26 protein-coding genes are annotated in these 24,250 nt (G+C 71.6%); 13 read left to right on the forward strand and 13 right to left on the reverse strand.

Features of this window, described 5'->3' with window-relative positions:
- The first annotated feature begins 115 nt into the window (after positions 1-115).
- A complete protein-coding gene (locus RIC54_RS05010) occupies positions 116-421 on the forward strand; it encodes an Lpp/OprI family alanine-zipper lipoprotein (protein WP_350150682.1) in 306 nt (101 codons plus the stop codon).
- On the opposite strand, the gene RIC54_RS05015 is transcribed toward RIC54_RS05010, so the two are convergent.
- Positions 422-1,429, reverse strand: a complete 1,008-nt coding sequence (locus RIC54_RS05015; RefSeq protein WP_350150685.1) for a L,D-transpeptidase family protein — start codon at positions 1,427-1,429, stop codon at positions 422-424.
- Positions 1,430-1,458: 29 nt separating this feature from the next.
- The gene (locus RIC54_RS05020) at positions 1,459-1,971 is read right to left on the reverse strand and encodes a pentapeptide repeat-containing protein (protein WP_350150687.1); all 513 of its coding nucleotides are present in this window, start codon (positions 1,969-1,971) and stop codon (positions 1,459-1,461) included.
- A gap of 989 nt (positions 1,972-2,960) precedes the next feature.
- Between RIC54_RS05020 and sdhC the strand changes: the two genes are divergently transcribed.
- The 8 genes from sdhC to RIC54_RS05060 all read left to right on the forward strand — a co-directional run bounded on the left by sdhC (position 2,961) and on the right by RIC54_RS05060 (position 9,644).
- Positions 2,961-3,347 carry a succinate dehydrogenase, cytochrome b556 subunit gene (gene sdhC / locus RIC54_RS05025; protein WP_350150689.1) on the forward strand — a complete coding sequence of 129 codons (387 nt, stop codon included), beginning with the start codon at positions 2,961-2,963 and terminating at the stop codon, positions 3,345-3,347.
- 19 nt (positions 3,348-3,366) lie between these two features.
- Complete coding sequence (gene sdhD, locus RIC54_RS05030; RefSeq protein ID WP_350150691.1) at positions 3,367-3,765, forward strand: succinate dehydrogenase, hydrophobic membrane anchor protein; 399 nt, start codon at positions 3,367-3,369, stop codon at positions 3,763-3,765.
- A 4-nt stretch (positions 3,766-3,769) separates the two neighbouring features.
- Positions 3,770-5,560, forward strand: a complete 1,791-nt coding sequence (gene sdhA, locus RIC54_RS05035; protein WP_350150692.1) for a succinate dehydrogenase flavoprotein subunit — start codon at positions 3,770-3,772, stop codon at positions 5,558-5,560.
- Between the two features lie 45 nt (positions 5,561-5,605).
- Positions 5,606-6,385 carry a succinate dehydrogenase iron-sulfur subunit gene (locus tag RIC54_RS05040; protein ID WP_350150694.1) on the forward strand — a complete coding sequence of 260 codons (780 nt, stop codon included), beginning with the start codon at positions 5,606-5,608 and terminating at the stop codon, positions 6,383-6,385.
- A gap of 113 nt (positions 6,386-6,498) precedes the next feature.
- Complete coding sequence (locus RIC54_RS05045; protein ID WP_350150696.1) at positions 6,499-7,245, forward strand: hypothetical protein; 747 nt, start codon at positions 6,499-6,501, stop codon at positions 7,243-7,245.
- A 29-nt stretch (positions 7,246-7,274) separates the two neighbouring features.
- On the forward strand, positions 7,275-8,024 hold the full coding sequence (locus RIC54_RS05050) for an SDR family oxidoreductase (RefSeq protein WP_350150698.1): 750 nt from the start codon (positions 7,275-7,277) through the stop codon (positions 8,022-8,024).
- Entirely contained in the window at positions 8,011-9,162 is a 1,152-nt protein-coding gene (zapE, locus tag RIC54_RS05055; RefSeq protein WP_350150700.1) for a cell division protein ZapE, read from the forward strand. The genes RIC54_RS05050 and zapE overlap by 14 nt, the downstream gene beginning before the upstream one ends.
- A gap of 17 nt (positions 9,163-9,179) precedes the next feature.
- Positions 9,180-9,644 (forward strand): NUDIX hydrolase, encoded by a 465-nt coding sequence (locus tag RIC54_RS05060; protein WP_350150702.1) that lies wholly within the window; start codon positions 9,180-9,182, stop codon positions 9,642-9,644.
- 12 nt (positions 9,645-9,656) lie between these two features.
- On the opposite strand, the gene ptsP is transcribed toward RIC54_RS05060, so the two are convergent.
- From ptsP to RIC54_RS05100, 8 genes are read right to left on the reverse strand one after another with little or no spacing between them, the layout of a single operon-like run.
- A complete protein-coding gene (gene ptsP / locus RIC54_RS05065) occupies positions 9,657-11,435 on the reverse strand; it encodes a phosphoenolpyruvate--protein phosphotransferase (RefSeq protein ID WP_350150704.1) in 1,779 nt (592 codons plus the stop codon).
- A complete protein-coding gene (locus RIC54_RS05070) occupies positions 11,425-11,694 on the reverse strand; it encodes an HPr family phosphocarrier protein (protein ID WP_350150706.1) in 270 nt (89 codons plus the stop codon). Before RIC54_RS05070 ends, ptsP begins: the two co-directional genes overlap by 11 nt.
- Before the next feature lie 51 nt (positions 11,695-11,745).
- A complete protein-coding gene (locus RIC54_RS05075) occupies positions 11,746-12,153 on the reverse strand; it encodes a PTS sugar transporter subunit IIA (protein ID WP_350150804.1) in 408 nt (135 codons plus the stop codon).
- Between the two features lie 38 nt (positions 12,154-12,191).
- Complete coding sequence (rapZ, locus tag RIC54_RS05080; protein ID WP_350150708.1) at positions 12,192-13,148, reverse strand: RNase adapter RapZ; 957 nt, start codon at positions 13,146-13,148, stop codon at positions 12,192-12,194.
- 22 nt (positions 13,149-13,170) lie between these two features.
- Positions 13,171-13,632 (reverse strand): HPr kinase/phosphorylase, encoded by a 462-nt coding sequence (locus RIC54_RS05085; RefSeq protein WP_350150710.1) that lies wholly within the window; start codon positions 13,630-13,632, stop codon positions 13,171-13,173.
- Complete coding sequence (locus tag RIC54_RS05090; RefSeq protein WP_350150712.1) at positions 13,622-15,748, reverse strand: ATP-binding protein; 2,127 nt, start codon at positions 15,746-15,748, stop codon at positions 13,622-13,624. Before RIC54_RS05090 ends, RIC54_RS05085 begins: the two co-directional genes overlap by 11 nt.
- A 58-nt stretch (positions 15,749-15,806) precedes the next feature.
- A complete protein-coding gene (locus RIC54_RS05095; protein WP_350150714.1) occupies positions 15,807-17,573 on the reverse strand; it encodes a sensor histidine kinase in 1,767 nt (588 codons plus the stop codon).
- A 37-nt stretch (positions 17,574-17,610) separates the two neighbouring features.
- Complete coding sequence (locus RIC54_RS05100; RefSeq protein ID WP_350150716.1) at positions 17,611-18,312, reverse strand: response regulator transcription factor; 702 nt, start codon at positions 18,310-18,312, stop codon at positions 17,611-17,613.
- Between the two features lie 164 nt (positions 18,313-18,476).
- Here RIC54_RS05100 and RIC54_RS05105 point away from each other — a divergent pair, with 164 nt between their 5' ends.
- From RIC54_RS05105 to RIC54_RS05120, 4 genes are all read left to right on the forward strand, one after another.
- Positions 18,477-19,262 (forward strand): HugZ family pyridoxamine 5'-phosphate oxidase, encoded by a 786-nt coding sequence (locus RIC54_RS05105; RefSeq protein ID WP_350150718.1) that lies wholly within the window; start codon positions 18,477-18,479, stop codon positions 19,260-19,262.
- Positions 19,263-19,384: 122 nt separating this feature from the next.
- Complete coding sequence (locus RIC54_RS05110; RefSeq protein ID WP_350150720.1) at positions 19,385-19,645, forward strand: hypothetical protein; 261 nt, start codon at positions 19,385-19,387, stop codon at positions 19,643-19,645.
- A 73-nt stretch (positions 19,646-19,718) separates the two neighbouring features.
- The gene (locus tag RIC54_RS05115) at positions 19,719-20,264 is read left to right on the forward strand and encodes an NUDIX hydrolase (RefSeq protein ID WP_350150722.1); all 546 of its coding nucleotides are present in this window, start codon (positions 19,719-19,721) and stop codon (positions 20,262-20,264) included.
- Between the two features lie 37 nt (positions 20,265-20,301).
- Positions 20,302-21,522 carry an adenylate/guanylate cyclase domain-containing protein gene (locus tag RIC54_RS05120; RefSeq protein ID WP_350150724.1) on the forward strand — a complete coding sequence of 407 codons (1,221 nt, stop codon included), beginning with the start codon at positions 20,302-20,304 and terminating at the stop codon, positions 21,520-21,522.
- Positions 21,523-21,530: 8 nt separating this feature from the next.
- Here RIC54_RS05120 and RIC54_RS05125 read toward each other — a convergent pair whose 3' ends face one another.
- The 3 genes from RIC54_RS05125 to dut all read right to left on the reverse strand — a co-directional run bounded on the left by RIC54_RS05125 (position 21,531) and on the right by dut (position 24,241).
- Positions 21,531-22,889, reverse strand: a complete 1,359-nt coding sequence (locus RIC54_RS05125; RefSeq protein WP_350150726.1) for a DUF3179 domain-containing protein — start codon at positions 22,887-22,889, stop codon at positions 21,531-21,533.
- A 66-nt stretch (positions 22,890-22,955) separates the two neighbouring features.
- Positions 22,956-23,756 (reverse strand): HesA/MoeB/ThiF family protein, encoded by an 801-nt coding sequence (locus tag RIC54_RS05130; protein WP_350150728.1) that lies wholly within the window; start codon positions 23,754-23,756, stop codon positions 22,956-22,958.
- Between the two features lie 38 nt (positions 23,757-23,794).
- A complete protein-coding gene (gene dut, locus RIC54_RS05135; RefSeq protein WP_350150730.1) occupies positions 23,795-24,241 on the reverse strand; it encodes a dUTP diphosphatase in 447 nt (148 codons plus the stop codon).
- Between the last annotated feature and the right edge of the window lie 9 nt (positions 24,242-24,250).

Below are 24,250 nucleotides of genomic sequence, written 5' to 3' on the forward strand. Positions count from 1 at the left end.
CGCGACCACACCCGCATTGAGGGAGATCAAAGGCGGCCGCCGGCTGTCCTGCCAATATTGAAGGGTCGCCGCCCGGACCCGGGCGGCGGATAGCCGTCACGAGGAGCGCGTAGTCATGTCGATGGTTCGGGCGTTGTATCTGGTCGCCGCCGCGGGTGCGGCATTGACCCTGGCCGGTTGCGCCACCGAGAGCGAGGTCAGCTCGATGGAAAGCCGGGTCGGCAAGCTCGAGACCGGCGTCACCGATCTGGGGCGCCGGGTCGATGCGCTGGCCGCCGGCGATCGCGCGGCGGTCGAGCGTGCCGTCAAGGCGGCCGAGGACGCCAGGGCGGCGGCGAACGCCGCCCGGCTGGCCGCCGAGGCCGCCGCCGAGAGCAGCGCCAAGGTCGAGGCGATGTTCCGCAAGTCGCTGCGCAAGTAGCTATTCGGCCGGGTCCTTCGGCGCAGCGGCCGAGATCAGCCCGGGCACGCCGTGGCGTGCCAGGGCGATCCGGCCTACGACCGTCCAGTCGACCAGCCGGTCGTCACCGCCGGTCGCCCGGCGGATCAGCGCCGTCGGATCCTCCGGTGGCCAGTCGGCGGCCGAGTGGCCGGCCTCGATCGCGTCGACCTGGCTCTGGGTTGCATGCACCTCCAGGAACAGCCGGCCGCCCTGCCAGCCGACCTTGATCGACTGGTCGACGACATGCACCGGCGTGCCGGTCGGCACCGCGCCGAACAGCGCCTCGATGTCGGCCGGATACAGGCGGATGCAGCCATGACTGACCCGGCGGCCGACCCCGTAGGGCCGGTTGGTGCCGTGAATGCGGTACAGCGGCCAGCCGAGCTCCAGGACATAGTCGCCGAGCGGGTTCTCGGGACCCGGTGGCACGGCGGCGGGCAGTTCCGGGCGCTCCGCCCGGATCGACGCCGGCGGCCACCAGGTCGGGTTCTTGCGCTTGCCGGTCACCCGGGTCTCGCCGGCGGGGGTCTCGAGGCCCTCGCTGCCGATTCCGATCGGCATGCTGCGGACCCCGCCGTCGCGCGCGAAGTGATAGAGACGCAACTCCGCCAGATTGATGACGATACCGCGGCGTGGTGCGTCGGGCAGGATATGTTCGCCGGGGATGACGAGCTCGCTGCCGACGCCCGGTCGCCAGGGGTCGACGTCCGGATTGGCGGCCGCCAGCTCGACGTAGCCGACCCCGTAGCTGACCGCGATGTCCACCAGCACCTCGCCGGCCGCGACGGTGTGCAGGCGGTTGCGGCCGATCAGATCGTTGCGCCCGGCAGTGGCGTCAGGGGCGGCGGCCAGCAGCGGGCCCGGGCCGCCGGCGATCGCGGCCGCCGCGGCAAGCAGTCGGCGACGGCAGGTCGTCGGTCCCCGCCGGCCGGGACCGTCCTCGCCGGGACCGTCCTCGGATGATCGGGTGCCGCCCAGCTGTCGCATCGGTCCCATCGAGGTCGCCGCCGGCCGCGTCACCGGCAAAAGCTGATCGAGCCCTCGGCGCAGACCCGCTTGCCGTCGACCCAGGTCGCGCCCGACAGGTCGGCCCGGAAGAAATTGGCGTCGCGCAGCTTGGCGCCGGTCAGGTCGACCCCGCGCAGGTTGGCCGAGACCAGGCGGGCCTCGGCCAGGTCTGCGCCCTTGAACGAGGCGTTCTCGAGCTTGGCTTCGGTGAAGTCGGCGCCGCGCAGCCGGGCGCCGTCGAACACCGCCTCCTTGAGGTCGGCTCCCAGGAACCGGACCCGGCCGCCTTCCAGCCGCGAGAAATCGGTCCCGGCCAGGGTCGCCCGGTTGAAGCTGGCGTTGTCGAGCCGGGCGCCGGTCAGGTCGATGCGGGCCAGGTCGTAGCGGTCGAAGTTGCACTGCCGCCAGTCGACCCCGGGCTGCGGCGGGTCGGTACAGGCGGCCGAGGCGGTTCCCGCCGTCAGGATCAGCAGGGAGGCCGCGACGGCGGCGCGCAGCAGGGATCGTCCGGTGGATTTCATGGGACGAAACCTAGCACGCAGCCGGCGACGGAACAGCGAAAGCGAATCACTTTCGTGACGGCCCCGCGTGCCGGGACGGCGGGCGCGCGGGATCCTGGGGTCGGAAACGGAACGGGCGCCGAAGCCTCGCGGCCCCGGCGCCCGACCGTCGCCCGGCAAACCGGGCGCGACCACGCCGATGCGGAAGGTCCTCGGGAGCGCCTCGCGACTGTCTTTGGCACGGACTCCGCCGGCTATCCACCGACGGACGCTCCCGCAGCCGGCCCGTGAGCCCGCGAATCGACCCCAGCGTTCCGGCGATCCACCGGCCGCCCCTTCCCTTGGCCCGAAGGAACGGCCATGCCTCGGAGCGGAGATCTCCGGGCCCGGGCGGCGCGGCACGGGCGCGCCTCCCATCGGATCGCACGGGCCGCATCGGCGGCGGACCGGTGCCGGCCCCAGGAGAAGAGCCGGCACCCCGGACCGGGTCGGATCCCTCACGCGTCAGTCCCGGTGGCGGCCAGCGCCCCCCGAACCGTCGCGGTTCCGGATCCGAACCCCACGTGATGAAGGAATACTGCCCGAAAGACTTGCCCGCGACAATAAAAAATGTAAAGTACCCGGCCCAATTTCGGATCGAATACTTATCAATACAAATAAACATGATCTCCATACATTATCCACGAGTTTATCCACAACGCAATTCTTGACGTGTCGGCGACAGATCGCCGAAAAACAGGGAGTTGTACGGACGGGGCCGGCTGTGGTCGCCCGTCTGCCGAAATCTGGGGATAGCCGGCCTGTCGGTTATCCACGCGCCGCCGGGGCCGCTGTATTGCGCGAATCGTCGGGTTTGTAGCGGCCCTTCGATGGTCTATAACGGCCGCGTCGACCCGGCGGCGCCGGCGCGCTAGCTTCGGGTCGGCTGGGTTCGGGTCGGGCGGGCGGCCGCAGGGGTGCCGCCCGGCAAGCGAAGGCCGTGAAGGGGATCTGCCCGTGAGGGGGTTCGAATGAGCGTTGACCGTCGGCCATTGTCGCCGCATCTCCAGGTTTACAAGCCGCAGCTCACCAGTGTGCTGTCGATCTCGCACCGCATCACCGGGGTCGCCCTGGCGGTCGGGACGCTGCTGCTGGCCTGGTGGCTGATCGCCGCCGCCGCCGGCCCGGACGCCTTTGCGGTGGTCCAGGGCTTCCTCGGCTCCTGGCTGGGCTATCTCATCCTGTTCGGGTTCAGCTATGCGCTGATGTACCACCTGTGCAACGGCATCCGGCACCTGTTCTGGGACGCCGGCTACGGCTTCGAGCTGGAGACCGTCTACAAGTCCGGCTGGGCGACGGTGATCGCATCGGCGGCGCTGACCGTGATCGCCTGGGCGATCGCGATCGTGTCGGCCTGAGCGCGCGGAGGAAACGAGAATGGCAGGCAATTCCGTGCGCTCGATGCGCACGCCGCTGGCCCGGGTCCGCGGGCTCGGTTCGGCGAAAGACGGCGTGCACCACTGGTGGGCGCAGCGCCTGACGGCGATCGCCCTGGTGCCGCTGACGCTGTGGTTCGTGGTCTCGGTCGCCGGCATGGCCGGGATGGACCACGCCGAGGCGGCGGCCTGGGTCGGCTCGCCGGCGGTCACGGTGCTGCTGGTGCTGCTGGTCGCCGCGACCTTCTGGCACGCCCAGCTGGGTGTCCAGGTGGTGATCGAGGACTATGTCCATGGCGAGGGCTGCAAGCTGGCCGCCCTGATTGCCGTGAAGTTCGCAGCCGTCCTGCTGGCGGTCGCGACGATCGTCGCGGTGCTGCGACTGGCGTTCGGAGGCTGAAGTCATGGAAGCGTACAAGATCGTCGAGCATGAATACGACGTGGTGGTGGTCGGTGCCGGCGGCGCCGGGCTGCGCGCCGCCCTCGGCATGTCCATGGAAGGCCTGAAGACCGCCTGCATCACCAAGGTGTTCCCGACCCGCAGCCACACCGTGGCGGCGCAGGGCGGCATCGGCGCCGCGCTCGACAACATGGGCGAGGGCGACAACTGGCGCTTCCACATGTACGACACCGTCAAGGGCTCCGACTGGCTCGGCGACCAGGACGCGATCGAGTACATGTGCCGCAACGCCATCCCGGCGGTCATCGAGCTCGAGCATTTCGGCGTGCCGTTCTCGCGCACCGACGAGGGCAAGATCTACCAGCGGCCGTTCGGCGGCCACACGCTGAACCACGGCAAGGCGATGGCCAAGCGCGCCTGCGCCGCCGCCGACCGTACCGGCCACGCCATCCTGCACACCCTCTACCAGCAGTCGCTGCGCAACCACGCCGAGTTCTTCGTGGAGTATTTCGCGCTCGACCTGATCATGGACGACGACGGTGCCTGCCGCGGCGTCATGGCGCTGTGCCTGGAGGACGGCACCATCCACCGGTTCCGAGCCCACCAGACGGTGCTGGCGACCGGCGGCTACGGCCGCGCCTACTTCTCCTGCACCTCGGCGCACACCTGCACCGGCGACGGCAACGCCATGGTGCTGCGCGCCGGCCTGCCGCTGCAGGACATGGAGTTCGTGCAGTTCCACCCGACCGGCATCTACGGCGCCGGCTGCCTGATCACCGAGGGCGCGCGCGGCGAGGGCGGGTACCTCACCAACTCCGAGGGCGAGCGCTTCATGGAGCGCTACGCGCCGACCGCCAAGGACCTGGCCTCGCGCGACGTGGTCAGCCGGGCGATGACCATCGAGATCAACGAGGGGCGCGGCGTCGGTCCGAACAGCGACCACATCATGCTGCACCTGGAGCACCTGGATCCGGCGGTGCTGCACCAGCGGCTGCCGGGCATCTCCGAGACCGCCAAGGTGTTCGCCGGCGCCGACGTCACCAAGGAGCCGATCCCGGTGCTGCCGACCGTGCACTACAACATGGGCGGCATCCCGACCAACTACCACGGCGAGGTGATCGCGCCGACCGCCGCCGACCCGAACCGGGTGGTGCCCGGCCTGATGGCGATCGGAGAGGCGGCCTGCGTGTCGGTGCACGGCGCCAACCGCCTCGGCACCAACTCGCTGCTCGACATCGTGGTGTTCGGCCGGGCCGCCGCCCATCGGGCCGCCGAGACGGTGAAGCCGGGCGAGGGCCACAAGCCGATGCCGAACGACGCCAGCGAGAAGGCGATCGCGCGCCTGGACCGCATGCGCCAGGCCAAGGGCGGCACCAACGCCGGCGCCATCCGCCTCGACATGCAGCGCGCCATGCAGACCCACGCCGCGGTGTTCCGCACCGACGAGCTGATGCAGAACGGCCTGAAGAAGATCCACGAGGTCGCCGGCTCGATGGCCGACGTCGGGCTGCACGACCGCTCGCTGATCTGGAACTCCGACCTGGTCGAGGCGCTGGAGCTCGAGAACCTGGTGAGCCAGGCGATCGTCACCCTGACCTCGGCGTCGCTGCGCAAGGAGAGCCGCGGGGCGCACGCCCACGAGGACTTCCCGGACCGCGACGACGCGAACTGGATGAAGCACACCGTCATGTGGCTGGACGAGAAGAACCAGCACAAGACGATGTACCGCGACGTTCACATGAACACGCTTTCGAACGAGGTGGAGAGCATCCCGCCGGTGGCCCGCGTCTACTGACGCGACCGCTTCCGCACCGCTCCCACCAGCTGACGGGGACCATCGATGGCCGAGTTCACCCTGCCCGCCAATTCCAAGGTCAAGATTGGCGACACCTACAAGGCGCCCGACGGCGCCAAGCGCGTGAAGAAATTCAAGATCTACCGCTGGGATCCCGACAAGGGCGGCAACCCGCGGCTGGACACCTACGAGATCGACCTCGACGACTGCGCGCCGATGGTCCTGGACGCGCTGATCAAGATCAAGAACGAGATCGACACCACCCTGACCTTCCGGCGGTCCTGCCGCGAGGGCATCTGCGGGTCGTGCGCGATGAACATCGACGGCACCAACACCCTGGCCTGCTTGAAGCCGATCGACGAGGTCGACGGCGACGTGGCGATCTACCCGCTGCCGCACATGCCGGTGATCAAGGACCTGGTCCCCGACCTGACGGTGCCCTACACCCAGCTCGCCTCGGTGCAGCCCTGGCTGCAGGCCGACACCCCGCCGTCGCCGACCGAGGAGCGAAGGCAGAGCCCGGAGGAGCGCGAGAAGCTCGACGGGCTGTGGGAATGCGTCCTGTGCTTCTGCTGCCAGACCTCGTGCCCGAGCTACTGGTGGAACGGCGACCGCTATCTCGGCCCGGCGGTGCTGCTGCAGGCCTATCGCTGGATCGCCGACAGCCGCGACGAGTACACCGGCGAGCGGCTCGACGCGCTCGAGGATCCGTTCCGGCTGTACCGCTGCCACACCATCATGAACTGCACCAAGACCTGCCCGAAGGGCCTGAACCCGGCCAAGGCGATCGCCGAGATCAAGAAGCTGATGGTGATGCGGCAGTAGCCCGGCACGGGCGGCCTGGCCCGGTCGCCTCGTTCCGCCCTCCGATTGCCATCCTTTCGCCCGCTGGCTATGGTCGCCTCGCCGTCCGCGACCTCCGGACGAAAGGACCGATCATGCCCCGAAACCACACCCTTCCCGTCGTTCTGATCCTCGCCGCCCTCGCCCTGCCGGCCGCCCCGGCCTGGGCGCAGAAGGCGGCCGAGTCCGACGCCGAGACCGCGATCGAGCGGCAGGGGCCGGCCGACGACGAGGTGACCCTGGAGCTGTCGGTCGAGGACTGGGTCGAGACCAGGACCGCGACGGTCCGGGTCGGCGCCGACCTGGCCGTCGAATCCGGCCGCTTCGGTGCCGCCCGCCAGGACCTGGTCGCCACCCTGCAGGGCTTCGGCACCGGCGCCGAATGGCGGATCGTCGACTTCGGCAAGCTCGGCGACGACGCCGGCTTCGAGCGCTGGCGCCTGGTTGCCGAGGCGCGGGTGCCGGAGGCGACGCTGGCCGAGCTCGCCGGCAAGACCAAGGACGCGACCAGGCCGGGCCGGGCCCTGTCGGTGGCCTCGATCGAGTACACCCCGACCCTGGCCGAGCGCGAGGCGGTGCTGGATCGCCTGCGGGCCCGGGTCTACGACCGGGTCGCGGCCGAGATCGCGGCGCTCAACAAGGCGTTTCCGGACCGCAGGTTCCGGGTCCGCAGCCTGATGATGGGCACCATGCACCGGCCGATGCCGCAGATGATGACCATGGCGCGCGCCGAGGGCGCGATGGCCGGCAAGGCGACCGACATGGGCGGCGGCCTGGCCGGCGCCGAGAAGGCGCAGATGACTGCACGGGTGACCCTGGCGGCGACCGTGCCGGCCGAGTAGCAACGCGAATTGGCAACGGGAGGGGCAGGATGTCCGGAAAGGTTCTGATCGTGACCGGCGGCTCGCGCGGCATCGGTGCCGCGGTGTGCCGCCGTGCCGCCGCCGACGGCTGGGACGTGGCGGTGAACTACGCCGGCAACGCCGACGCCGCCGAGAAGACGGCGGCGGCGGTCCGCGCGGCCGGCCGCAAGGCGATCACGGTGCAGGGCGACATGGCCGAGGAGGCCGACATCCTGCGGCTGTTCGAGACCGCCGAGCGCGAGCTCGGCCCGCTCGGCGGACTGGTCGCCAATGCCGGCATCACCGGCTCGATCACCCGGGTCGAGGACATGACCGCCGACGCCATGCGCTCGGTGATCGGCCTGAACGTCATCGGCCTGATGATCGCCAACCGCGAGGCGGTCCGCCGGCTCTCGACCAGGCGCGGCGGTCAGGGCGGCGGGATCGTGAACCTGTCGTCGATCGCGCCGCGCATCGGCTCGCCGAACGAGTTCGTGCACTACGCCGCGTCCAAGGGCGCGGTCGACGCCTGGACCACCGGCCTCGGCCGCGAGGTCGCCGGCGAGGGCATCCGGGTCAACGCGGTGGCGCCGGGCATGATCGACACCGACATCCACGCCACCGCCGGTGCCCCGGACCGGGCGCAGCGGCTCGGCGCCACCGTGCCGATCGGCCGCGCCGGCACCGCCGAGGAGGTCGCCGAGGCGGTCGTGTGGCTGCTGTCGGACGCCGCCCGCTACTGCGTCGGAACGGTCCTGAACGTCAATGGCGGCCGCTGAGGCCGATCCGCCGGCGTCCGAGGCCGGGCCGCTCGCCCGCTACCGGGCGCGGGTCGGCTCGGGCGCGCTGAAGGGCGACGACGACCAGGAGGCCGCGGCGGCACGGCTGGACGAGCTGTCGCGGGCGGTCGACGGCTGGCAGGCGCGCTCGGCGTCCTCCGGCGGCTGGCTGTCCAAGCTCGGCCTGCGCCGCTCGCGGGACGCCGCCGCCCCGACCGGCCTGTACCTGTTCGGCCCGGTCGGCCGCGGCAAGTCCATGCTGATGGACCTGTTCTACGAGGCCGCCCCGGTGAGCGCCAAGCGGCGGGTGCACTTCCACGAGTTCATGCAGGAGGTGCACGGCCTGATCCACCGGTTCCGCCAGCAGGGCGGGGCCGGCGACTCGCCGATCCTGCAGGCCGCCGCGACCGTCGCCGAGCAGGTGTCGCTGCTGTGCTTCGACGAGATGGAGGTGCGGGACATCGCCGACGCGATGATCCTGGCGCGGCTGTTCACCGCCCTGTTCGAGCGCGGCGTTGTGGTCGTGACGACATCGAACCGGCCGCCCGACGACCTGTACAAGGGCGGCCTGCACCGCGACCGTTTCCTGCCGTTCATCGAGCTGCTGAAGGAGCGGCTGGACGTCGCCGACCTGGGCGACGGCACCGACTATCGGCGCGACCGGCTGGCCGGCGAGACCCTGTTCTTCACGCCGGCCGACGCCGATGCCCGTGCCGGCCTCGACCGGCTGTTCGGGGAGCTGTCCGGCGGTGCCGAGCCGGAACCCGACAGCGTGGTGGTGCTCGGCCGCGAGCTCGAGGTGACGCGGGCCGCCAAGGGGGTGGCGCGGTTCTCCTTCGAGGAGCTGTGCGGCCGGCCGCTCGGCCCCGGCGACTTCCTGGCGATCGCCCGGCGCTACCGGGCGGTGCTGATCGACGACGTCCCGGTAATGACCGACGCGATCCGCGACCGCGCCCGGCGCTTCATGATGCTGATCGATGCCCTGTACGAGCGCCGGGTGTCGCTTGTGTGCTCGGCCGAGGCCGAGGCCGAGAGGCTCTACGCCGGCAGCGACTGGGGCTTCGAGTTCGACCGCACGGTGTCGCGGCTGATGGAGATGCGCTCGGCCGACTACTTCGCCGAGCCGCACCGGCCGTAGGGAGATCGGAGGACCGGATGGCCGAGATACCGATCCGTTGCTTCGCCGTGTCGGTGGTCGTCATGCGGTTCGAGAAGGGTGAGGCGCAGGTTCTGCTCCTGCGTCGCACCCAGACGCTGGCTGGCGAGTGGTGCCAGGTCGCGGGAAAGATCGAGGATGGCGAGACGGCTTGGCAGGCGGCACTTCGTGAAGTGCGGGAAGAGACAGGCCTGGAGTGCGCCCGGCTCTACTCGGCCGATATCTGCGAGCAGTTCTACGAGGCGGAGCGGGACGCGATCAGCATGCTGCCGGTCTTCGTCTGTATCGCCCATGTGGCCGACGTGGTCCTGAACCATGAGCATAGCGAGTTCCGCTGGGTCGACTTCGACGGCGCGTTGGCGATGGTTCCGTTCGCGGGTCAGCGCCACGTCCTCCGCCACATCCGCACGGAGTTCGTCGATCGCGAACCGGTCCGGCACCTGCTGATCCACGCGCTGCGGTAATCGCAGGGGACGTCAGAGCCCCTCGTTGAAGTCGTCCAGCAGGGTGGCGATCCGGGTCTCGTCGGCCTGGTCCATGATGGCGCGGGCGCGCTGGGTGGCCGGGCCGGCGGCCAGCCGGCGGATGCGCTGCTTGACCCGCGGCAGGGCGGTGGCGGCCATCGACAGCTCGCGTACCCCGAGCCCGACCAGCAGGGGCGCGTAGCGCGGGTCGCCGGCGATCTCGCCGCAGACGCTGACCGGGATGCCGTTGCGCAGGGCGGCCTCGACGGTGAACTGGATCAGCCGCAGCAGGGCCGGGTGCAGCGGGTTGTAGAGGTCGGCCACCTGCTCGTCGCCGCGGTCGATGGCGAGCGTGTACATGGTCAGGTCGTTGGTCCCGAGCGCCATGAAGTCGCATTCGCGGGCCAGCGCGTCGGCGGTCAGCGCCGCCCCCGGCACCTCGATCATGATGCCGACCGGCGGTATCGGCCTGGCGATCCGGGCCTTGCGGCGCTTCAGCCGGGACACCACCCGGGCCAGGATGGCGCGCACCGCCCGCACCTGGCTGATCGACGAGATCATCGGCAGCAGGATGCGCACGGGGCCGTGCGCCCCGGCCCGCAGGATTGCCGAGAGCTGGGTCTCCAGCAGCTTCGGCTCCTTGAGCGCCAGCCGGATCGCGCGCAGGCCGAGCGCGGGGTTGGCGGATTCCGCGATGCGCTCGCCGAGCGCCGTCGCCAGCTTCTCGCCGCCGACGTCCAGGGTGCGGATCGTGACCGGCCGGCCCTGCATCGACTCGACTACCTGGCGGAGCGCGGCGTACTGCTCGTCCTCGGTCGGCAGGTCCGGGCGGTTCATGAACAGGAACTCGGTGCGCAGCAGGCCGATACCCTCGGCCCCGCCCTGGTGGGCGTTCTCCAGGTCGCGCGGCAGCTCCAGGTTGGCCTGCAGGGCGATGCGGACGCCGTCGGTGGTGGTCGCCGGCATCGCCCGCAGCCGGGCCAGCTGGCGCTCCAGGCGCTTGCGGGCCTCGGCCTTGCGCCGGTACTCGGCCAGGGTGTCGGCGTCGGGGTCGACGATGATCCGGCCGGCCTCGCCGTCGACGATCAGCCGGACGCCCGGGCGCACCCGCGCAGACACCGCCGGCACCCCCAGCACCGCCGGGATCCCCATGGAGCGCGCCATGATCGCGGTGTGGCTGTCGGCGCCGCCGAGCGCCGTGGCGAAGCCGCCGACCAGGGCCGGGTCCATCAGCGCGGTGTCGGCCGGGCTGAGCTCCTCGGCCACCACGATGGTGCCGGGGGTCAGCAGCGCGAAGGCGTGATAGGGCGTCGCGGTCAGGTGCCGCAGGATGCGGTCGCCGACCTCCCGGATGTCCTGGCCGCGCGAGGCCAGATAGGCGTCGCCGACCGCCTCCAGGCCGCGCACCAGCTCGCCGACGACCGCCTGCACGGCGGCCTCGGCATTGACCGACCGGGTCCGGATCGCGGACTCGACGCCGCCGGCCAGCCGGCTGGAATCCAGCATCGCGGCGTGGGCGTCGAGCAGCGGGCCGAGTTCCTCCAGCACCGACACCGGCAGCGCCTCGGCCTTGCGGCGCAGCTTGCGGATCTGCCGGCGCGCCTTGGCGAGCGCGGCCTTGAAGCGGTCGACCTCGGCCTCCAGGGCGTGCGCCTCGACCGTGAACTCCGGCACCTGGGCGATGCCGCCCTCCAGCACATAGGCCGGCCCGATGGCGATGCCGCCGGACACCCCGATGCCTTCGAACGAAGTCGGCCGGGCGGGCCGGCGGGTGGTGGTGCTAGTCTTCATCGAACTTGCCGTCGACCAGCGCGGCGATCGCCGCCACGGCCGCCTCGGCCTGCCTCCCGTCGGCGGTCACCTCGATCGAGCTGCCGGGCGCCGCCGCCAGCATCATCAGGCCCATTATCGAGCGGCCCGACACCGCCTGACCGTCCTTGTGTACCGTGACCTCGGCATCGAACGAGCCGGCGCACTGCACGAACTTGGCCGCGGCCCGGGCGTGCAGGCCGCGCTTGTTGGTGATCAGCAGAACCCGACGCGCCGTCATCGGCGCCGTTCCGCGGCTGGCGGGCCGCTACGCCCGGCGATGTCCGTCATCTCACCGTCCCGTGCCGCCGAGGACCTCGGAGGCGATCGAGATGTATTTGCGGCCGGCGTCGCGGGCGGCGGCGGCGGCCTCGGCCAGGCTGCCGCCGATCCGGGCGCTCGCCAGCTTGATCAGCATCGGCAGGTTGACGCCGGCGATCACCTCGACGCCGGGCCGGTCCAGGATCGAGATCGCCAGGTTCGACGGGGTGCCGCCGAACATGTCGGTCAGGACCACCACTCCGCGCCCGGCGTCCATGGCGTCGACCCGCTCCAGGATCTCGCGCCGGCGCTGCTCCATGTCGTCGTCCGGTCCGATGCAGACGGTGGCGATCGCCGTCTGCGGGCCCACCACGTGCTCCATGACCTGCCTGAGCTCCTCGGCGAGCCGGCCGTGCGTCACCAGCACCAGGCCGATCACCGGGTCCCCCGCCCCGGCGTCAGTCATTCCCATGATCGTCAGCCATGCCGCGCCTCATCAGTCGGCTGCTCCCCCTCGCCTGCCGCTGCCGGCAGGTCGCGATGCCTGAGCGTGACAGGAGTGCCGAGGCTCTTCAACCACGCCGCCAAGCGCTCGGCCGTGACCACCGAGCGGTGCTTGCCGCCGGTGCAGCCGACGGCGATCGTCAGATAGCTCTTGCCCTCGCGCTCGTAGCGCGGCAGCAGCGGCTGCAGCAGGGACTTCAGATGCCCCAGGAACGGCGCGAAGTCGGGGTCGCGGTCGACGTAGGCGGCGACTGCCGGATCCCGGCCGTCGCGCGGCCGCAGCTCGTCGACATAGTGCGGGTTCTCCAGGAACCGCACGTCGAACACCAGGTCGGCTTCGCGCGGCAGGCCGCCGCGAAAGGCGAAGGACAGGACGGTCACGGTCATGCGGCGGGCGCTGTCGACCGCCAGGGCCGCGACCAGGGTCTGCCGGAAGCCGGCGAGCGTCAGCGCCGTGGTGTCGATGACCACGTCGGCGGCCTCGCGCAGCGGCATCATCACGTCGCGTTCGATCCGGATGCCGTCGGCGACCGGCCGGTCGGTGGCCAGCGGGTGCCGGCGCCGGGTCTCGGTGAAGCGCCGGATCAGGACCGCGTCGTCGCAGTCGAGATACAGCACGCGCAGGTCGAGATCGGCCCGGGCCCGCATGGCGGCCAACTGGTCGAGCAGCAGGCGTTGGTCGAAGCCGCGGGTCCGCAGGTCGACGCCGACCGCCACCCGGGCCGTGCCGGACGGCCCGGCCCCATCGCGGCCGGGAGCCAGCAGCATCGGCAGCAGCGACAGCGGCAGGTTGTCCACCGCCTCGAAGCCCTCGTCCTCGAGGATCTTCAGGGTGGAGGTCCGGCCGGCGCCACTGAGTCCGGTGACCAGCACCACCAGGACGCGGTCGCCCGTCGGGCTCCGGTCCGGGCTTCGGTCCAGCGTCGTCACAGTCGCCTCGTACGGCGTCGGGTCATTCCTCGGTCACCATGCGCACGGCCAGCCTGACCTTGGCCGGCGTCGAGGCCTCGAAGGCGGTCAGCACGATCAGCGGGATCGACACCCCGGCATGACTCCAGCGCCCGGGTTCCGGCAGCCGCGGGACCTGTTCCGGCGGCACCAGATCGACCACCAGCACCAGGGGGGCCCGCGCCACCCCGGCGATGGTGACGATGCCGATACCGCGGACCTCCAGGCGGTTGCGCAGCGCCTCCGGGGCCCGCGCCACCAGCCGGTCGCCTTCGCGGACCAGTTCGGTGCGATCATCCGACACCAGCCCGGCGCCGGCGTCGATCAGGCGCAGTGCGACATCCGACTTGCCGGCGCCCGACGGTCCGCGCAGCAGCACAGCCCGGCCGTCGATCGCCACCGTGGTTCCCCAGATCGTCTCCATGGCAGGCAGAATGGCCGCCGGGCGCTGCCTGTCAACGGCCATTCCCGCCGGTGGAAGCGGTCGCTCCCTGAACGGCGCGCCGCCCGGTGTCCGTCACGTCCTCGATCAGCGCGCCCAGCGCCTCGGCGTTGGATCGCCCGGAGGCGGCGACCAGCCGGCGTGACCGTTCGGCCAGTGCCGGGAACCCGACGTTCTCGGCGGCCGAAACCAGGCTGACCGCCAGCGACCGCATGGCGTCGCGTTCGTCCCTGTCGACCTTGGTCAACCGGTCCAGCAGTTCGCCGATCCGCTCGACGTTCTCGTCGCCGACCGGCTCCCCGGACCGGTTGTCGGCCGTGCTCTGGCCGGCGTTCCCGGCCGCCGGCGCGACAACGGCCGCAGCCGCACCGCTGCCCCTGCCGGTCCCTCCGCCCCAGCGATCCAGCATCGCCTGCAGTTTGGCCCGCTCCAGCGGCTTGGTCAGGAAGTCGTTCATGCCGGCATCGAGGCAGGCCTTGAGATCCTCGCGCGAGGCGTAGGCGGTCAGGGCGATGATCGGCGTCGCGGCGACGGCGCCACCCATCGCCCGGATCGCCCGGGTGGCGGCCAGCCCGTCCATCACCGGCATCTGGACGTCCATCAGGACGATGTCGAAGTTCGACCCGGCCACCGCGTCGACCGCGTGCTGGCCGTCGGACACCACGTGGACCGAGTGCTGCGCCTGTTCCAGCGTGGCCTGGATCATCTCGGCGTTCAGCGCGACGTCCTCGGCCACCAGGACGCGCAGGGACCGGCTCGCCCGGTCGACCTTTGCCCTGTCGTCACCCGGCCGGACCGGGGGAGCGGTCGCTACGCCGGCCGGAATCCGGACCGTCACCGTGGTGCCCTCGCGGGGCGTGCTCTCCAGCGCCAGGTCGCCGCCCATGGCCTCCACCAGCATGCGGCTGATCACCAGGCCGAGGCCGGTCCCGCCGCGGCCGATGTGGTCGCCCTGGGCGAACGGGCTGAACAGCCGGGTGCGCTCGTCGCCGGTCATCCCGATGCCGGTGTCGGCGACGACGACGACCAGCTCGCCGGACCCGGCTGCGGGCCCCGGCTCGTAGCTCAGCGCGACCGTGACACCGCCGGTATCGGTGAACTTGACGGCATTGCCCAGCAGGTTCAGCAGCACCTGCCGCAGCCGGATCGGGTCGGCCTCGACGGCGGCCGGCAGCGTGTCGGCGAGATCGAGGGTGCAGGCCAGGCCCTTGGCCTCGAACTGCGGCAGCAGCAGCGTCCGGCAGCTCTCGACCAGTGTCGCCGGGTCGACCGGCTGTGGCTCGAGCAGGACGTTGCCGGCATCGATCTTCGCGAAGTCCAGGATGTCGTCGATGATCCGCAGCAGCCCCTGGGCGGCTTCGCGGATCTGTTCGGCGCAGCGGCGCTGGAAGGTGTCGAGGCTGGAGTCGCGCAACAGGTCGACGAAGCCGACCACGGCGTTCATCGGGGTGCGGATCTCATGGCTCATCGACGCCAGGAACCGGGTCTTCGCCTCGGTGGCGGAGCGAGTCCGCGCCTCGGTCTCCCGCAGGTCGTCCTCCAGGACCCGCCGGCGCCGGTCCTGCTCGAGCAGCGTGCCCAGGACCAGCACGCCGATCACGTTGCCGGACAGCAACAGCCACCAGGCCTGTTTCAGGACGGAAACCCCGGTCTGCCATTCCGGATAGACGAAGAAGGAGGGCAGGACGCACACCGTGCCGAGCAGCGCAAACCCGAGAAACCACGCCGTATCCGGGCGCCGCCGGCTTCGCGTCAGGTAGTGCCGGGCCGCCAGGCCGACCGCCGCATAGATCGCGAAGCCGAGCACGCCGCCAGGGGCACCGGCGCCGCCCACCCAGGCCCGGGTGGCCGATCCCATGAGGGCGGTCACGACCGCGGCAACCGGCCCGCCGTAGATGCCGGCCAGCATCGCCGGGCCGCCGCGCGCGTCGAAGGTGGCACCGGGCGACAGGGTCACCGGGTCGAGCATGACGAAGGAAGCGGTGGTCCCGAACACCAGGCCCATCAGCGTCGACCGCCGCCAGCCGGCGGAATCCGTCATCCGGCCCGGCTGCAGCATCGAGATGCCGATCGCCACCAGGGCCAGAAGCCCCAGGTTGTGCAGTATCGAGACCGCCGATGTTGCCGACGCGCCCAGCATGGCAGGCTTGCTCCCCCTCCAAGAGGCGCACCCTGGTCCGCTCCTCGTTAATGTTCCGTTAGCGTGCGGGCGATGCCAGGGGCAGCCGTAGCACGAAGCGCGCACCGAGCACACTGCCCTGGGCCGATCGGCGGTTCTCGGCCCGGATCGTTCCGCCATGCGCCTCGACGATCTGCTTGGAGATCGACAGGCCCAGCCCGGAGTGGGTTCCGAACTTCTCGCCTTCCGGGCGTTCCGAATAGAACCGGTCGAACACCGCCTGGAGCTTGCCCTCGGGCAGGCCCGGGCCGTCGTCCTCGACGCTGATCGCAAGCTGGTCGCCCTCGCGCCGGGCGCGCAGCCGGATGGCGCCGTCGGGCGGCGAGAAGCTGCGGGCGTTCTCGATCAGGTTGCGCAGGACCTGGACCAGACGGCCCTCCTGGCCGGCCACCACCAGGGCGTCGGCGTCCTCCACCTCGGCCAGCACCGGCGGCCCGCCGCGCTCCTCCGCGGTCGCGGCATAGACCTCGGCCAGCGCCGAGAGCATCCGTCCGACGTCGACCGCGCTGCGGTCCTCGCGCGACAGCTCGGCATCGACCCGCGAGGCGTCCGAGATGTCCGAGATCAGGCGATTCAGACGGGCGACGTCGTCCACGATCACGGTCATCAGGCGCTGCCGGCGCTCCGGGTCGTCGACCCGGGTGGCGGTCTCGACCGCGCTGCGCAGCGAGGTGAGCGGGTTCTTGATCTCGTGGGCGACGTCGGCGGCGAACCGCTCGATGGCGTCCATGCGCGCCCACAAATCCTCGGTCATCGCCTTCAGCGAGCGCGACAGGTCGCCGATCTCGTCGCCGCGGCGACCGAAGTCGGGGATCGTCTGACGCCGGCTGTGGCTGGCCCGCACCGCCTCGGCGGCGCTCGCCAGCCGTTGGATCGGCCGGGTGATGGTGCCGGCCAGGTAGAGCGACAGCAGGATGGTGATGGCCAGCGTCACCGCGAACATGCCGAGGATCTCGAACCGGACCTCGCGCACCGCGGTGTCGATGTCCTCGCCCTCGACCGACAGCATCAGCGCGCCCAGCACCTGCTTGTAGCGCTGCACCGGCACCGCGACCGACAGGAACAGGCCACCGGCCTCGGTGCCCCGCACCTTGCGGGTGACGGTGCCGCCGAGCGCCAGCTGGACGTCCTCGAACAGCGCCGCCGGCCCGGTGGTCTCGTTCCAGATCGGCAGTTCGGAGCGGCGCGGCAGCCAGTTCACGATGCGCTCGTAGAGCCGGTTGGCGAAGCGCTGCAGCGGGTCCGGCTCCGGCGGCGGCAGCGGCTGGATCCGGACCGTGCCGCCGGGGCCGGTGAGCATCCGGCTGTCGGCGATCAGCCTCCCCTCGCTGCCGTAGATTCGGACGCGCGACGCCAGCACGCCCGACAGCACCCGGACGATGCGCCGGACCCGCTCGGTGATGAGTCCCGGGTCGACGGTGGCGTCGCTGTCGACGGCCAGTTCGGCGACCGCCCGGGCCATCACCTCGGCCTGCCGGTCGAGGGCGTCGAGCTCGCCGCGGATCAGGCTGTTCTGGTAGCGGTCCAGATACAGCACGCCGATGAAAAGGATCGCCACCGACAACAGGTTGATCGCCAGGATCCGGATGGTCAGCCCGGAGACCCGGAAGCCGAACTTGCGGCGGGCCGCCTTCAGCCGCCGGATCGGCCGGCGGGCGATCGGCGTCGCGCTCAGCGGCGACGTCTGCCGGGCGTTTGCCTCGCCGCTGGATGCATCCGTGTCCGGCGGATTCCGGGACGTCGGCGCGGGGTCGCGCTCCGCTCGCAGCGTGTCGGTCGCCGGCACCCGGTCACCCCCTTCGTCGCCGCATCCCGGCCGCCGCTCAGCCCGGCTCGCGGTAGCGGTAGCCGATGCCGTAGAGGGTTTCGATCTCGTTGAAGGCGTCGTCAATGGCCTTGAACTTCTTGCGCACCCGCTTGATGTGGCTGTCGATGGTGCGGTCGTCGACATAGACGCTGTCGCCGTAGGCGGCGTCCATCAGCTGGTCGCGGTTCTTGACGTGGCCCGGCCGCGACGACAGCGCGCGCAGGATCAGGAACTCGGTGACGGTCAGCGCCACCGGCCGGCCCTTCCATGTGCACATGTGGCGGGCGCCGTCGAGCACCAGGTCGCCGCGGGTGATGATGGCGTCTGAGGTCGGATTGGCCTCGTCGGCGGCCAGGTCCTGGCGCCGCAGCAGGGCGCGGATCCGCTCGATCAGCAGGCGCTGCGAGAACGGCTTCTTGATGTAGTCGTCGGCGCCCATGCGCAGGCCGAGCACCTCGTCGACCTCGTCGTCCTTGGAGGTCAGGAAGATCACCGGGACCGTGCTGCTCTTGCGCAGGCGCTGCAGCAGCTCCATGCCGTCCAGTCGTGGCATCTTGATGTCCAGCACCGCCAGGTCGACCGGACGCTGGCTCAGGCCGCGCAGCGCCTCCTCGCCGTCCTTGTAGGTCCGGACGTCGAAGCCTTCGGCCTCCAGTGCCATCGTCACCGAGGTCAGGATGTTCTGGTCGTCGTCGACCAGCGCAATCGTGTTCGTCATGAGACCGCCCCTTCTCCTGTGCGCGCGGTAACCGGATCCGCTTACCGCACCCACATGAGGGTTGTTTCAGGCATCGCTTGGGCCCGAATGAGGCACAATATAGGGTCTGTGCCCCCGCTTTGCCCCATTGAACCGTCACGGGCCCGCAATCCGCAGGTGAATCGATGACCGATCCGGCTTCCCCGCCATCAACGCCCGGGACCCCTCCCGGTGCCCCTCCCGGGGCCGTCGTCCGCGGCCTGCTGCGGGCCGCCGACCGGGCCACCCTGGCCACCACGCTCGTCGCCGGAGCCGGCGGCGATGCGCCCCCCGCCGGCGGCTGGCCGTACGCCTCGCTGGTACTGATGGCGGTCGACCACGACGCGGCGCCGCTGCTGCTGGTGTCGACCCTGGCCGAGCACACCCGCAACCTGCAGGCCGATCCGCGCGCCGCGATCCTGGTCGACGGCACCGCCGGGCTCGACGAGCCGCTCACCGGCGCCCGCGCCACGCTGCTCGGCCGGTTCGCGCGCGACGACGATCCCGAGCGCCGGGCGCGCTATCTGCGCCGGCACCCGTCGGCCGCCGGCTATGCCGGCTTCGGCGACTTCGCGATCTGGCGGATGACCGTCGAGCGCGCCCATCTGGTCGCCGGCTTCGGGCGGATCCACTGGATGGCGGCCGACGCGGTGCTCGGCGAGCCCGGGCTGCCGCTGGCGGCGCGCGAGGCCGACGTGGTCGCGCACATGAACGAGGACCATGCCGACGCGATCCAGCTCTACGCCCGGGTGCTGCTCGGGCTCGACGGCGAGGGCTGGAGGATGACCGGCTGCGACGCCGAGGGCGCCGACCTGCGCCTCGGCGGCCGGGTCGCCCGACTGCCGTTCGACCAGCCGGTGCGCGACGCCGAGGCCGCCCGGATTCAGCTCGTGAAGCTGGTCAAGCGGGCCCGGGAACGGGCCGGCGGGTAGCGGGCGCCGGGTTTCGGCCGATGCCGCATCCCGGGGTACTCCTGAAGGCGAAACCTGCTTTCCGGCTCAAATCTTGAAGTTCTCCGGCCGTCGGCATATATTATTCGGTCAGGAGAACCGCGATGTTGCCTCCGATTACCAGTCCAATCCCGGTAAACGCACCGACCGCGGTGGTGGTTGCGCCGCGTCCGGCGACCCAGGAGCCGGGCAACGGACGGGCTCGCAACATCACGGCGCGCGCGGTCGACAGCCACGACGAGGCCGACGCGGCACAAGAGGACAACCAGAACGCCCGGAACCAGCGGGTCGAGGGCAAGCGGCAGTCCTCGTCCTTCCACAAATCCTTCGGATTCCTCGGCCAGTACGTCGATCTCCTGGTCTGACGCCCACCTCCCCTTCGGCAACTCCGTTCCGGCCCGGCTTGCGACGTTCCGCGGGCGGCGGCACAGTGGGCGGATGAGCGCTCCCGACCTTCCTGCCGACCGACCCCGAGGGCCGGTCAGCCGCCGCATCCCGCCCGGCGAGGACCGCGAGCGGCTGGTCTGCGACGACTGCGGCTTCATCAACTACGTCAACCCGAAGATCGTGGTCGGCTCGGTGGCGCTGTGGGAGGACCGCATCCTGCTGTGCCGGCGGGCGATCGAGCCGCGCGACGGCTGGTGGACGCTGCCGGCCGGCTACATGGAGGAGCGCGAGACCACCATCGAGGGCGCCCGGCGCGAGGCCTGGGAAGAGGCCTTCGCCCGCATCGAGATCGACGCGCTGATCGGCGTCTACAACATCCCCCGCATCAGCCAGGTGCAGATGATCTACCGCGCCCGGCTGCTGTCGCCGGAGGTCGCGGCCGGCCCCGAGAGCCGCGAGGTCGGGCTGTTCGAGTGGGACGATATTCCCTGGGACCACATCGCCTTCCCGAGCGTGCACTGGGCGCTCGGCCACTGGCGCGAGACCCGCGGGCTCACCGGCTTCCCGCCGTTCGGCGAGCCGCCCGAGGGGCTGTGAGGCGGGCGGCTGTGAGGCGCACCGGGAGCCGGCCGGCATGAACCAGGCGGACTGCGCGGGACTGGAGGGCTGGCTGATCGAGGCCGGGCTGTCCGGAACCCAGGAGACCGAGATCCTGGCCGGCCTGTGCGAGCGTCTGACCGGCCTCGGCATGCCGGTCGCTCGGGCGATGGTCATCGTCGACACCCTGCACCCGGTCTACGAGGGCCGGCTGTTCCGGTGGCGCCGCGACCGCCGCGAGGCCGAGTCGACCGAGTATGGCCGCTCCGACGCCGACGAGCAGGCCACCGCGCGCTGGCGCGACAGCGTGTTCTACCACCTGTTGCAGGCCGGACGGTCGCATCTGCGGCAGCGCCTGACCGAGCCGGCCGGCCACGAGTTCCCGCACTACGCCGAGCTTCGCGCCGACGGCATGACCGACTACCTGGCGATCGTGAAACCGTTCGCCGCCGCCGGTACGATCGGCGAGATGGACTGCGTCTACCAGTCCTGGGCGACCGACGACCCGGACGGATTCCGGGACGCCGACATCGCGGCCCTGGTCCGGCTGACGCCGACCCTGTCGCTGGCCGTCAAGTCGGTGTCGCTCGCGCGGGTGGCGGAGACCCTGGTGGAGACCTATCTCGGGCGCGACGCCGGCCGGCGGGTGCTGAGCGGCCGGATCTCGCGCGGCGTCGCCGACCGCATCGACGCGGTGCTCTGGTTCAGCGACCTGCAGGGCTACACCCGGATCACCGAGGCGATCGAGCCGGAGGCGATCATCCCGCTGCTGAACGCCTATTCCGAGGCCGCCATCACCGCCATCACCGCCGTCGGCGGCGACGTGCTCAAGCTCATGGGCGACGGCATCCTGGCGATCTTCCCGGCCGGCGCCGGGCCGGCCGAGCGGGCCGCCGCCTGCCGGGCCGCGCTGGCCGCCGCCGGGGACACCTGGCGGCGGATCGCCGCCGTCAACGCCGAGCGCGCCGCCGACGGCCTGCCGGTCACCGGCATGTATCTCGGGCTGCACATCGGCGAGATGTTCTACGGCAACATCGGCAGCGCCGAGCGGCTCGACTTCACGGTGGTCGGCCCGGCGGTCAACGAGGTCAGCCGGATCGCCGCGATGTGCCGGTCGGTCGACCAGCCGGTGCTGGTGTCGTCGGCGTTCCGGGAGGCCGCGGGCGACGCCGCCGGGCGGCTGGTGTCGGTCGGGCGCTACGCCCTGCGCGGGGTCGGGGCCCCGCAGCACCTGTTCACCCTCGACCGCGGGCCCTGACCCGCCGGTCAGCGGCCCAGGTATCCGTCCCAGGCGAACCAGTAGGAGACATGGCCGGGCAGCCGGGCCAGCCGGGTGCCGTCCGGCGCCACCAGGGCGTCCTCGGTTACCGCCCAGTCGACCCCGCCGGTGCTGACGGTTCCCGGTGCCGCGCCCTCGGCGAATTCCCGGTCGCCGCGCCGATAGGCCCGGACCGTGCGGGTCTCGGCCTCGCCGACCAGCACCACGGTCTCCAGCCCGACCGCGTCGTTGACCACCGCGCCGCCGAGGAAGTCGGTCAGCGGCCAGGCCTTCGCACCCCCGGCCACCCGCACCCCGAACACATGGGCCTTCGGTCCGAGCGGCGTGTCGGGCGCGACCGCCGCCGGGAACATCAGTCCCGGGCTGGCGAAATAGTCGCGGTACACCACGCCGGAGCCGTAGTCGCGGTCGAAACCGGTGTCGAGCGCCAGCACGGTGGTCCCCGGGTTGGCCGCCCGCCAGGCCGCCCAGCCGGTGATCGCGACCGGCCGGATCGCCAGTTCGATGCCGCTGCCGCGCAGCGGGCCGGAGACCGGCCGGCCGGTGAACTGGTTCCACAGGCTGTCGGTCTGGCGGTCGAACATCAGCTTGTTGGAGCGGTACAGCAGGCCCGACGAGCCGAACACCAGCGGCTCTTGGCGGCCCTCGACCAGGGTCTCGAACAGGATCCCGGCGCCGCACAGCGTGCAGTAGGCGAGCGCCACCGGCACCCCGCCGACCACGTCGTTGAACATCTCGTGCCAGCCCATGATGCGCAGCGGATAGGCCCGCACGTCGCCGGCGATCGCCACCCCGAACACCAGGTCGTCGTCCTGCAGCCACCCGGCCTCCGCCGCCGGGACCATCCTCGGGTGATCGAGCGAGGGGATGCCGTCGACCCGCACCCCGCCCCAGGTGATCTCCTCCAGCCGGATGTCCAGCTTGCCGGGCTGGCTCAGCTCGCCGCCGAGGAACCGCAGGAAGTTCGGGTCGAGCCGCTCCAGCAGTTTGAGCTTGAGGACCCGGTAGCTCGGATGCGGCGTGATCTCGGGATGCGCCTGCTGCCAGACCATGGCGTCGAACCAGGTGCCGGCCTCGCTGCCGGTGACCGCCTGGAAGGCGAACGGGGTCTCCAGGGTCACGTCGCGGCGGTAGCGCATGGCGGTGATCAGGGTGGCCGCCACGTCCGGCTCGCCGCGCGCCGCCAGCCGGCCGAGCGCGTCCAGCCGCGAGGTGCCGTGGCCGAACAGCGCCAGCTCGCTCAGGCGGGCGACCTCGTCGTCCGGCATCGGCCGCGGATCGGCGGCGCCGGCCGGCCGGGCCGCGAACAGGAGGACGGTGAGGAGCGTGACGAGCAGCCGGGGCATGCCGGCATTGTAGAGCAAGCCGGGGCCGGCCGCGCCGGTTGCCGGGCCGGGCTCACCGAGCGGTGTTCAGGCGTGATCGCCGCAGCTGTCGCAGTCGGGGCGGCGGCGGTAGCGGACCTCCTGCATCGACGCCGACAGGGCGTCGTACAGCATCAGCCGGCCGGCCAGCGGCTCGCCCAGGCCGAGGATCAGCTTCAGGGTCTCGACCGCCTGCAGGGTGCCGATCACCCCGGCGACCGCGCCCAGGATGCCGGCCTCCTCGCAGCGCGGGGTCAGCGACGGGTCCGGGGTCTCCGGGAACAGGCAGCGGTAGCAGGGCCGGCCGTCGCCCGGCAGAATGGTGGTCAGCTGGCCCTCGAAGCGCGACAGCGCGCCGGCCACCAGCGGCACCCCGGCGGCCAGGCAGGCGTCGTTCAGCAGGTAGCGGGTCTCGAAATTGTCGGAGCCGTCGACCGCCACCGCACAGCCGGCCACCAGGTCGGCGGCGTTGTCGGCGGTCAGCCGCTTGCGGTGGGTCTCGAAGTTGATCCCGGGGTTGATCCGCGACAGGGTCTCGGCGGCCGAGTCGACCTTGGCGTGCCCGACGGAGTCGGTGGCGTGCACGATCTGGCGCTGCAGGTTGGTCAGGTCGACCTCGTCGTCGTCGACCAGCACCAGGGTGCCGACCCCGGCGGCCGCCAGATACATCGAGACCGGGGCGCCGAGGCCGCCGGCGCCGACGATCAGCACCCGCGCCTCGAGCAGCCTGCCCTGGCCCTCCTCGCCGACCTCGTCGAGGATCAGGTGGCGGGCGTAGCGGTGGAACTCGGACTCGGACAGCTCGCGCATCGGCGCCTCGGCGATCGGTGTCGTTTGGTCGGCAACCATGTGTATCTGGGCATGCCGTCCGGTTCTGCCAATCCGGGTCAGACGCCGGTCGAACCGAAACCGCCGGCGCCGCGGCCGGTTGCGTCGAGCGTCGGAACCTCCTCCCAGGCGACCCGCGCGACCGGCGCCACCACCATCTGGGCGATGCGGTCGCCGCGCGCCACGGTGAACGGCTCCCGGCCGAGGTTGACCAGCAGTACCAGGATCTCGCCGCGGTAGTCGCTGTCGACGGTGCCCGGCGCGTTGACCATGGCGATGCCGTGCCGCCGGGCCAGCCCGGACCGTGCCCGCACCTGGGCCTCGTAGCCTTCCGGCAGGGCGACGGCGATGCCGGTCGGCACCGCGGTGCGCTCGCCCGGCGCCAGGACGACCGGGGCCTCCAGGGCGGCGCGCAGGTCCATGCCGGCGGCGCCGGCGGTCTCGTAGGCCGGCAGCGGCAGGTCGGCGGCGTGCGGCAGCCGGGAAATGCGGACGGCGACGGTCATCGATGCTCC

Source organism: Thalassobaculum sp., from assembly GCF_040219215.1.
Lineage (GTDB): Bacteria > Pseudomonadota > Alphaproteobacteria > Thalassobaculales > Thalassobaculaceae > Thalassobaculum_A.

Coding starts and splice junctions, on each gene's coding strand:
- RIC54_RS05010 (WP_350150682.1), top strand. CDS start 116: ATGTCGATGGTTCGGGCGTTGTATCTGGTCGCCGCCGCGGGTGCGGCA.
- RIC54_RS05015 (WP_350150685.1), bottom strand. CDS start 1,429: ATGCGACAGCTGGGCGGCACCCGATCATCCGAGGACGGTCCCGGCGAG.
- RIC54_RS05020 (WP_350150687.1), bottom strand. CDS start 1,971: ATGAAATCCACCGGACGATCCCTGCTGCGCGCCGCCGTCGCGGCCTCC.
- sdhC (WP_350150689.1), top strand. CDS start 2,961: ATGAGCGTTGACCGTCGGCCATTGTCGCCGCATCTCCAGGTTTACAAG.
- sdhD (WP_350150691.1), top strand. CDS start 3,367: ATGGCAGGCAATTCCGTGCGCTCGATGCGCACGCCGCTGGCCCGGGTC.
- sdhA (WP_350150692.1), top strand. CDS start 3,770: ATGGAAGCGTACAAGATCGTCGAGCATGAATACGACGTGGTGGTGGTC.
- RIC54_RS05040 (WP_350150694.1), top strand. CDS start 5,606: ATGGCCGAGTTCACCCTGCCCGCCAATTCCAAGGTCAAGATTGGCGAC.
- RIC54_RS05045 (WP_350150696.1), top strand. CDS start 6,499: ATGCCCCGAAACCACACCCTTCCCGTCGTTCTGATCCTCGCCGCCCTC.
- RIC54_RS05050 (WP_350150698.1), top strand. CDS start 7,275: ATGTCCGGAAAGGTTCTGATCGTGACCGGCGGCTCGCGCGGCATCGGT.
- zapE (WP_350150700.1), top strand. CDS start 8,011: ATGGCGGCCGCTGAGGCCGATCCGCCGGCGTCCGAGGCCGGGCCGCTC.
- RIC54_RS05060 (WP_350150702.1), top strand. CDS start 9,180: ATGGCCGAGATACCGATCCGTTGCTTCGCCGTGTCGGTGGTCGTCATG.
- ptsP (WP_350150704.1), bottom strand. CDS start 11,435: ATGAAGACTAGCACCACCACCCGCCGGCCCGCCCGGCCGACTTCGTTC.
- RIC54_RS05070 (WP_350150706.1), bottom strand. CDS start 11,694: ATGACGGCGCGTCGGGTTCTGCTGATCACCAACAAGCGCGGCCTGCAC.
- RIC54_RS05085 (WP_350150710.1), bottom strand. CDS start 13,632: ATGGCCGTTGACAGGCAGCGCCCGGCGGCCATTCTGCCTGCCATGGAG.
- RIC54_RS05090 (WP_350150712.1), bottom strand. CDS start 15,748: ATGCTGGGCGCGTCGGCAACATCGGCGGTCTCGATACTGCACAACCTG.
- RIC54_RS05100 (WP_350150716.1), bottom strand. CDS start 18,312: ATGACGAACACGATTGCGCTGGTCGACGACGACCAGAACATCCTGACC.
- RIC54_RS05105 (WP_350150718.1), top strand. CDS start 18,477: ATGACCGATCCGGCTTCCCCGCCATCAACGCCCGGGACCCCTCCCGGT.
- RIC54_RS05110 (WP_350150720.1), top strand. CDS start 19,385: ATGTTGCCTCCGATTACCAGTCCAATCCCGGTAAACGCACCGACCGCG.
- RIC54_RS05115 (WP_350150722.1), top strand. CDS start 19,719: ATGAGCGCTCCCGACCTTCCTGCCGACCGACCCCGAGGGCCGGTCAGC.
- RIC54_RS05120 (WP_350150724.1), top strand. CDS start 20,302: ATGAACCAGGCGGACTGCGCGGGACTGGAGGGCTGGCTGATCGAGGCC.
- RIC54_RS05125 (WP_350150726.1), bottom strand. CDS start 22,889: ATGCCCCGGCTGCTCGTCACGCTCCTCACCGTCCTCCTGTTCGCGGCC.
- RIC54_RS05130 (WP_350150728.1), bottom strand. CDS start 23,756: ATGGTTGCCGACCAAACGACACCGATCGCCGAGGCGCCGATGCGCGAG.
- dut (WP_350150730.1), bottom strand. CDS start 24,241: ATGACCGTCGCCGTCCGCATTTCCCGGCTGCCGCACGCCGCCGACCTG.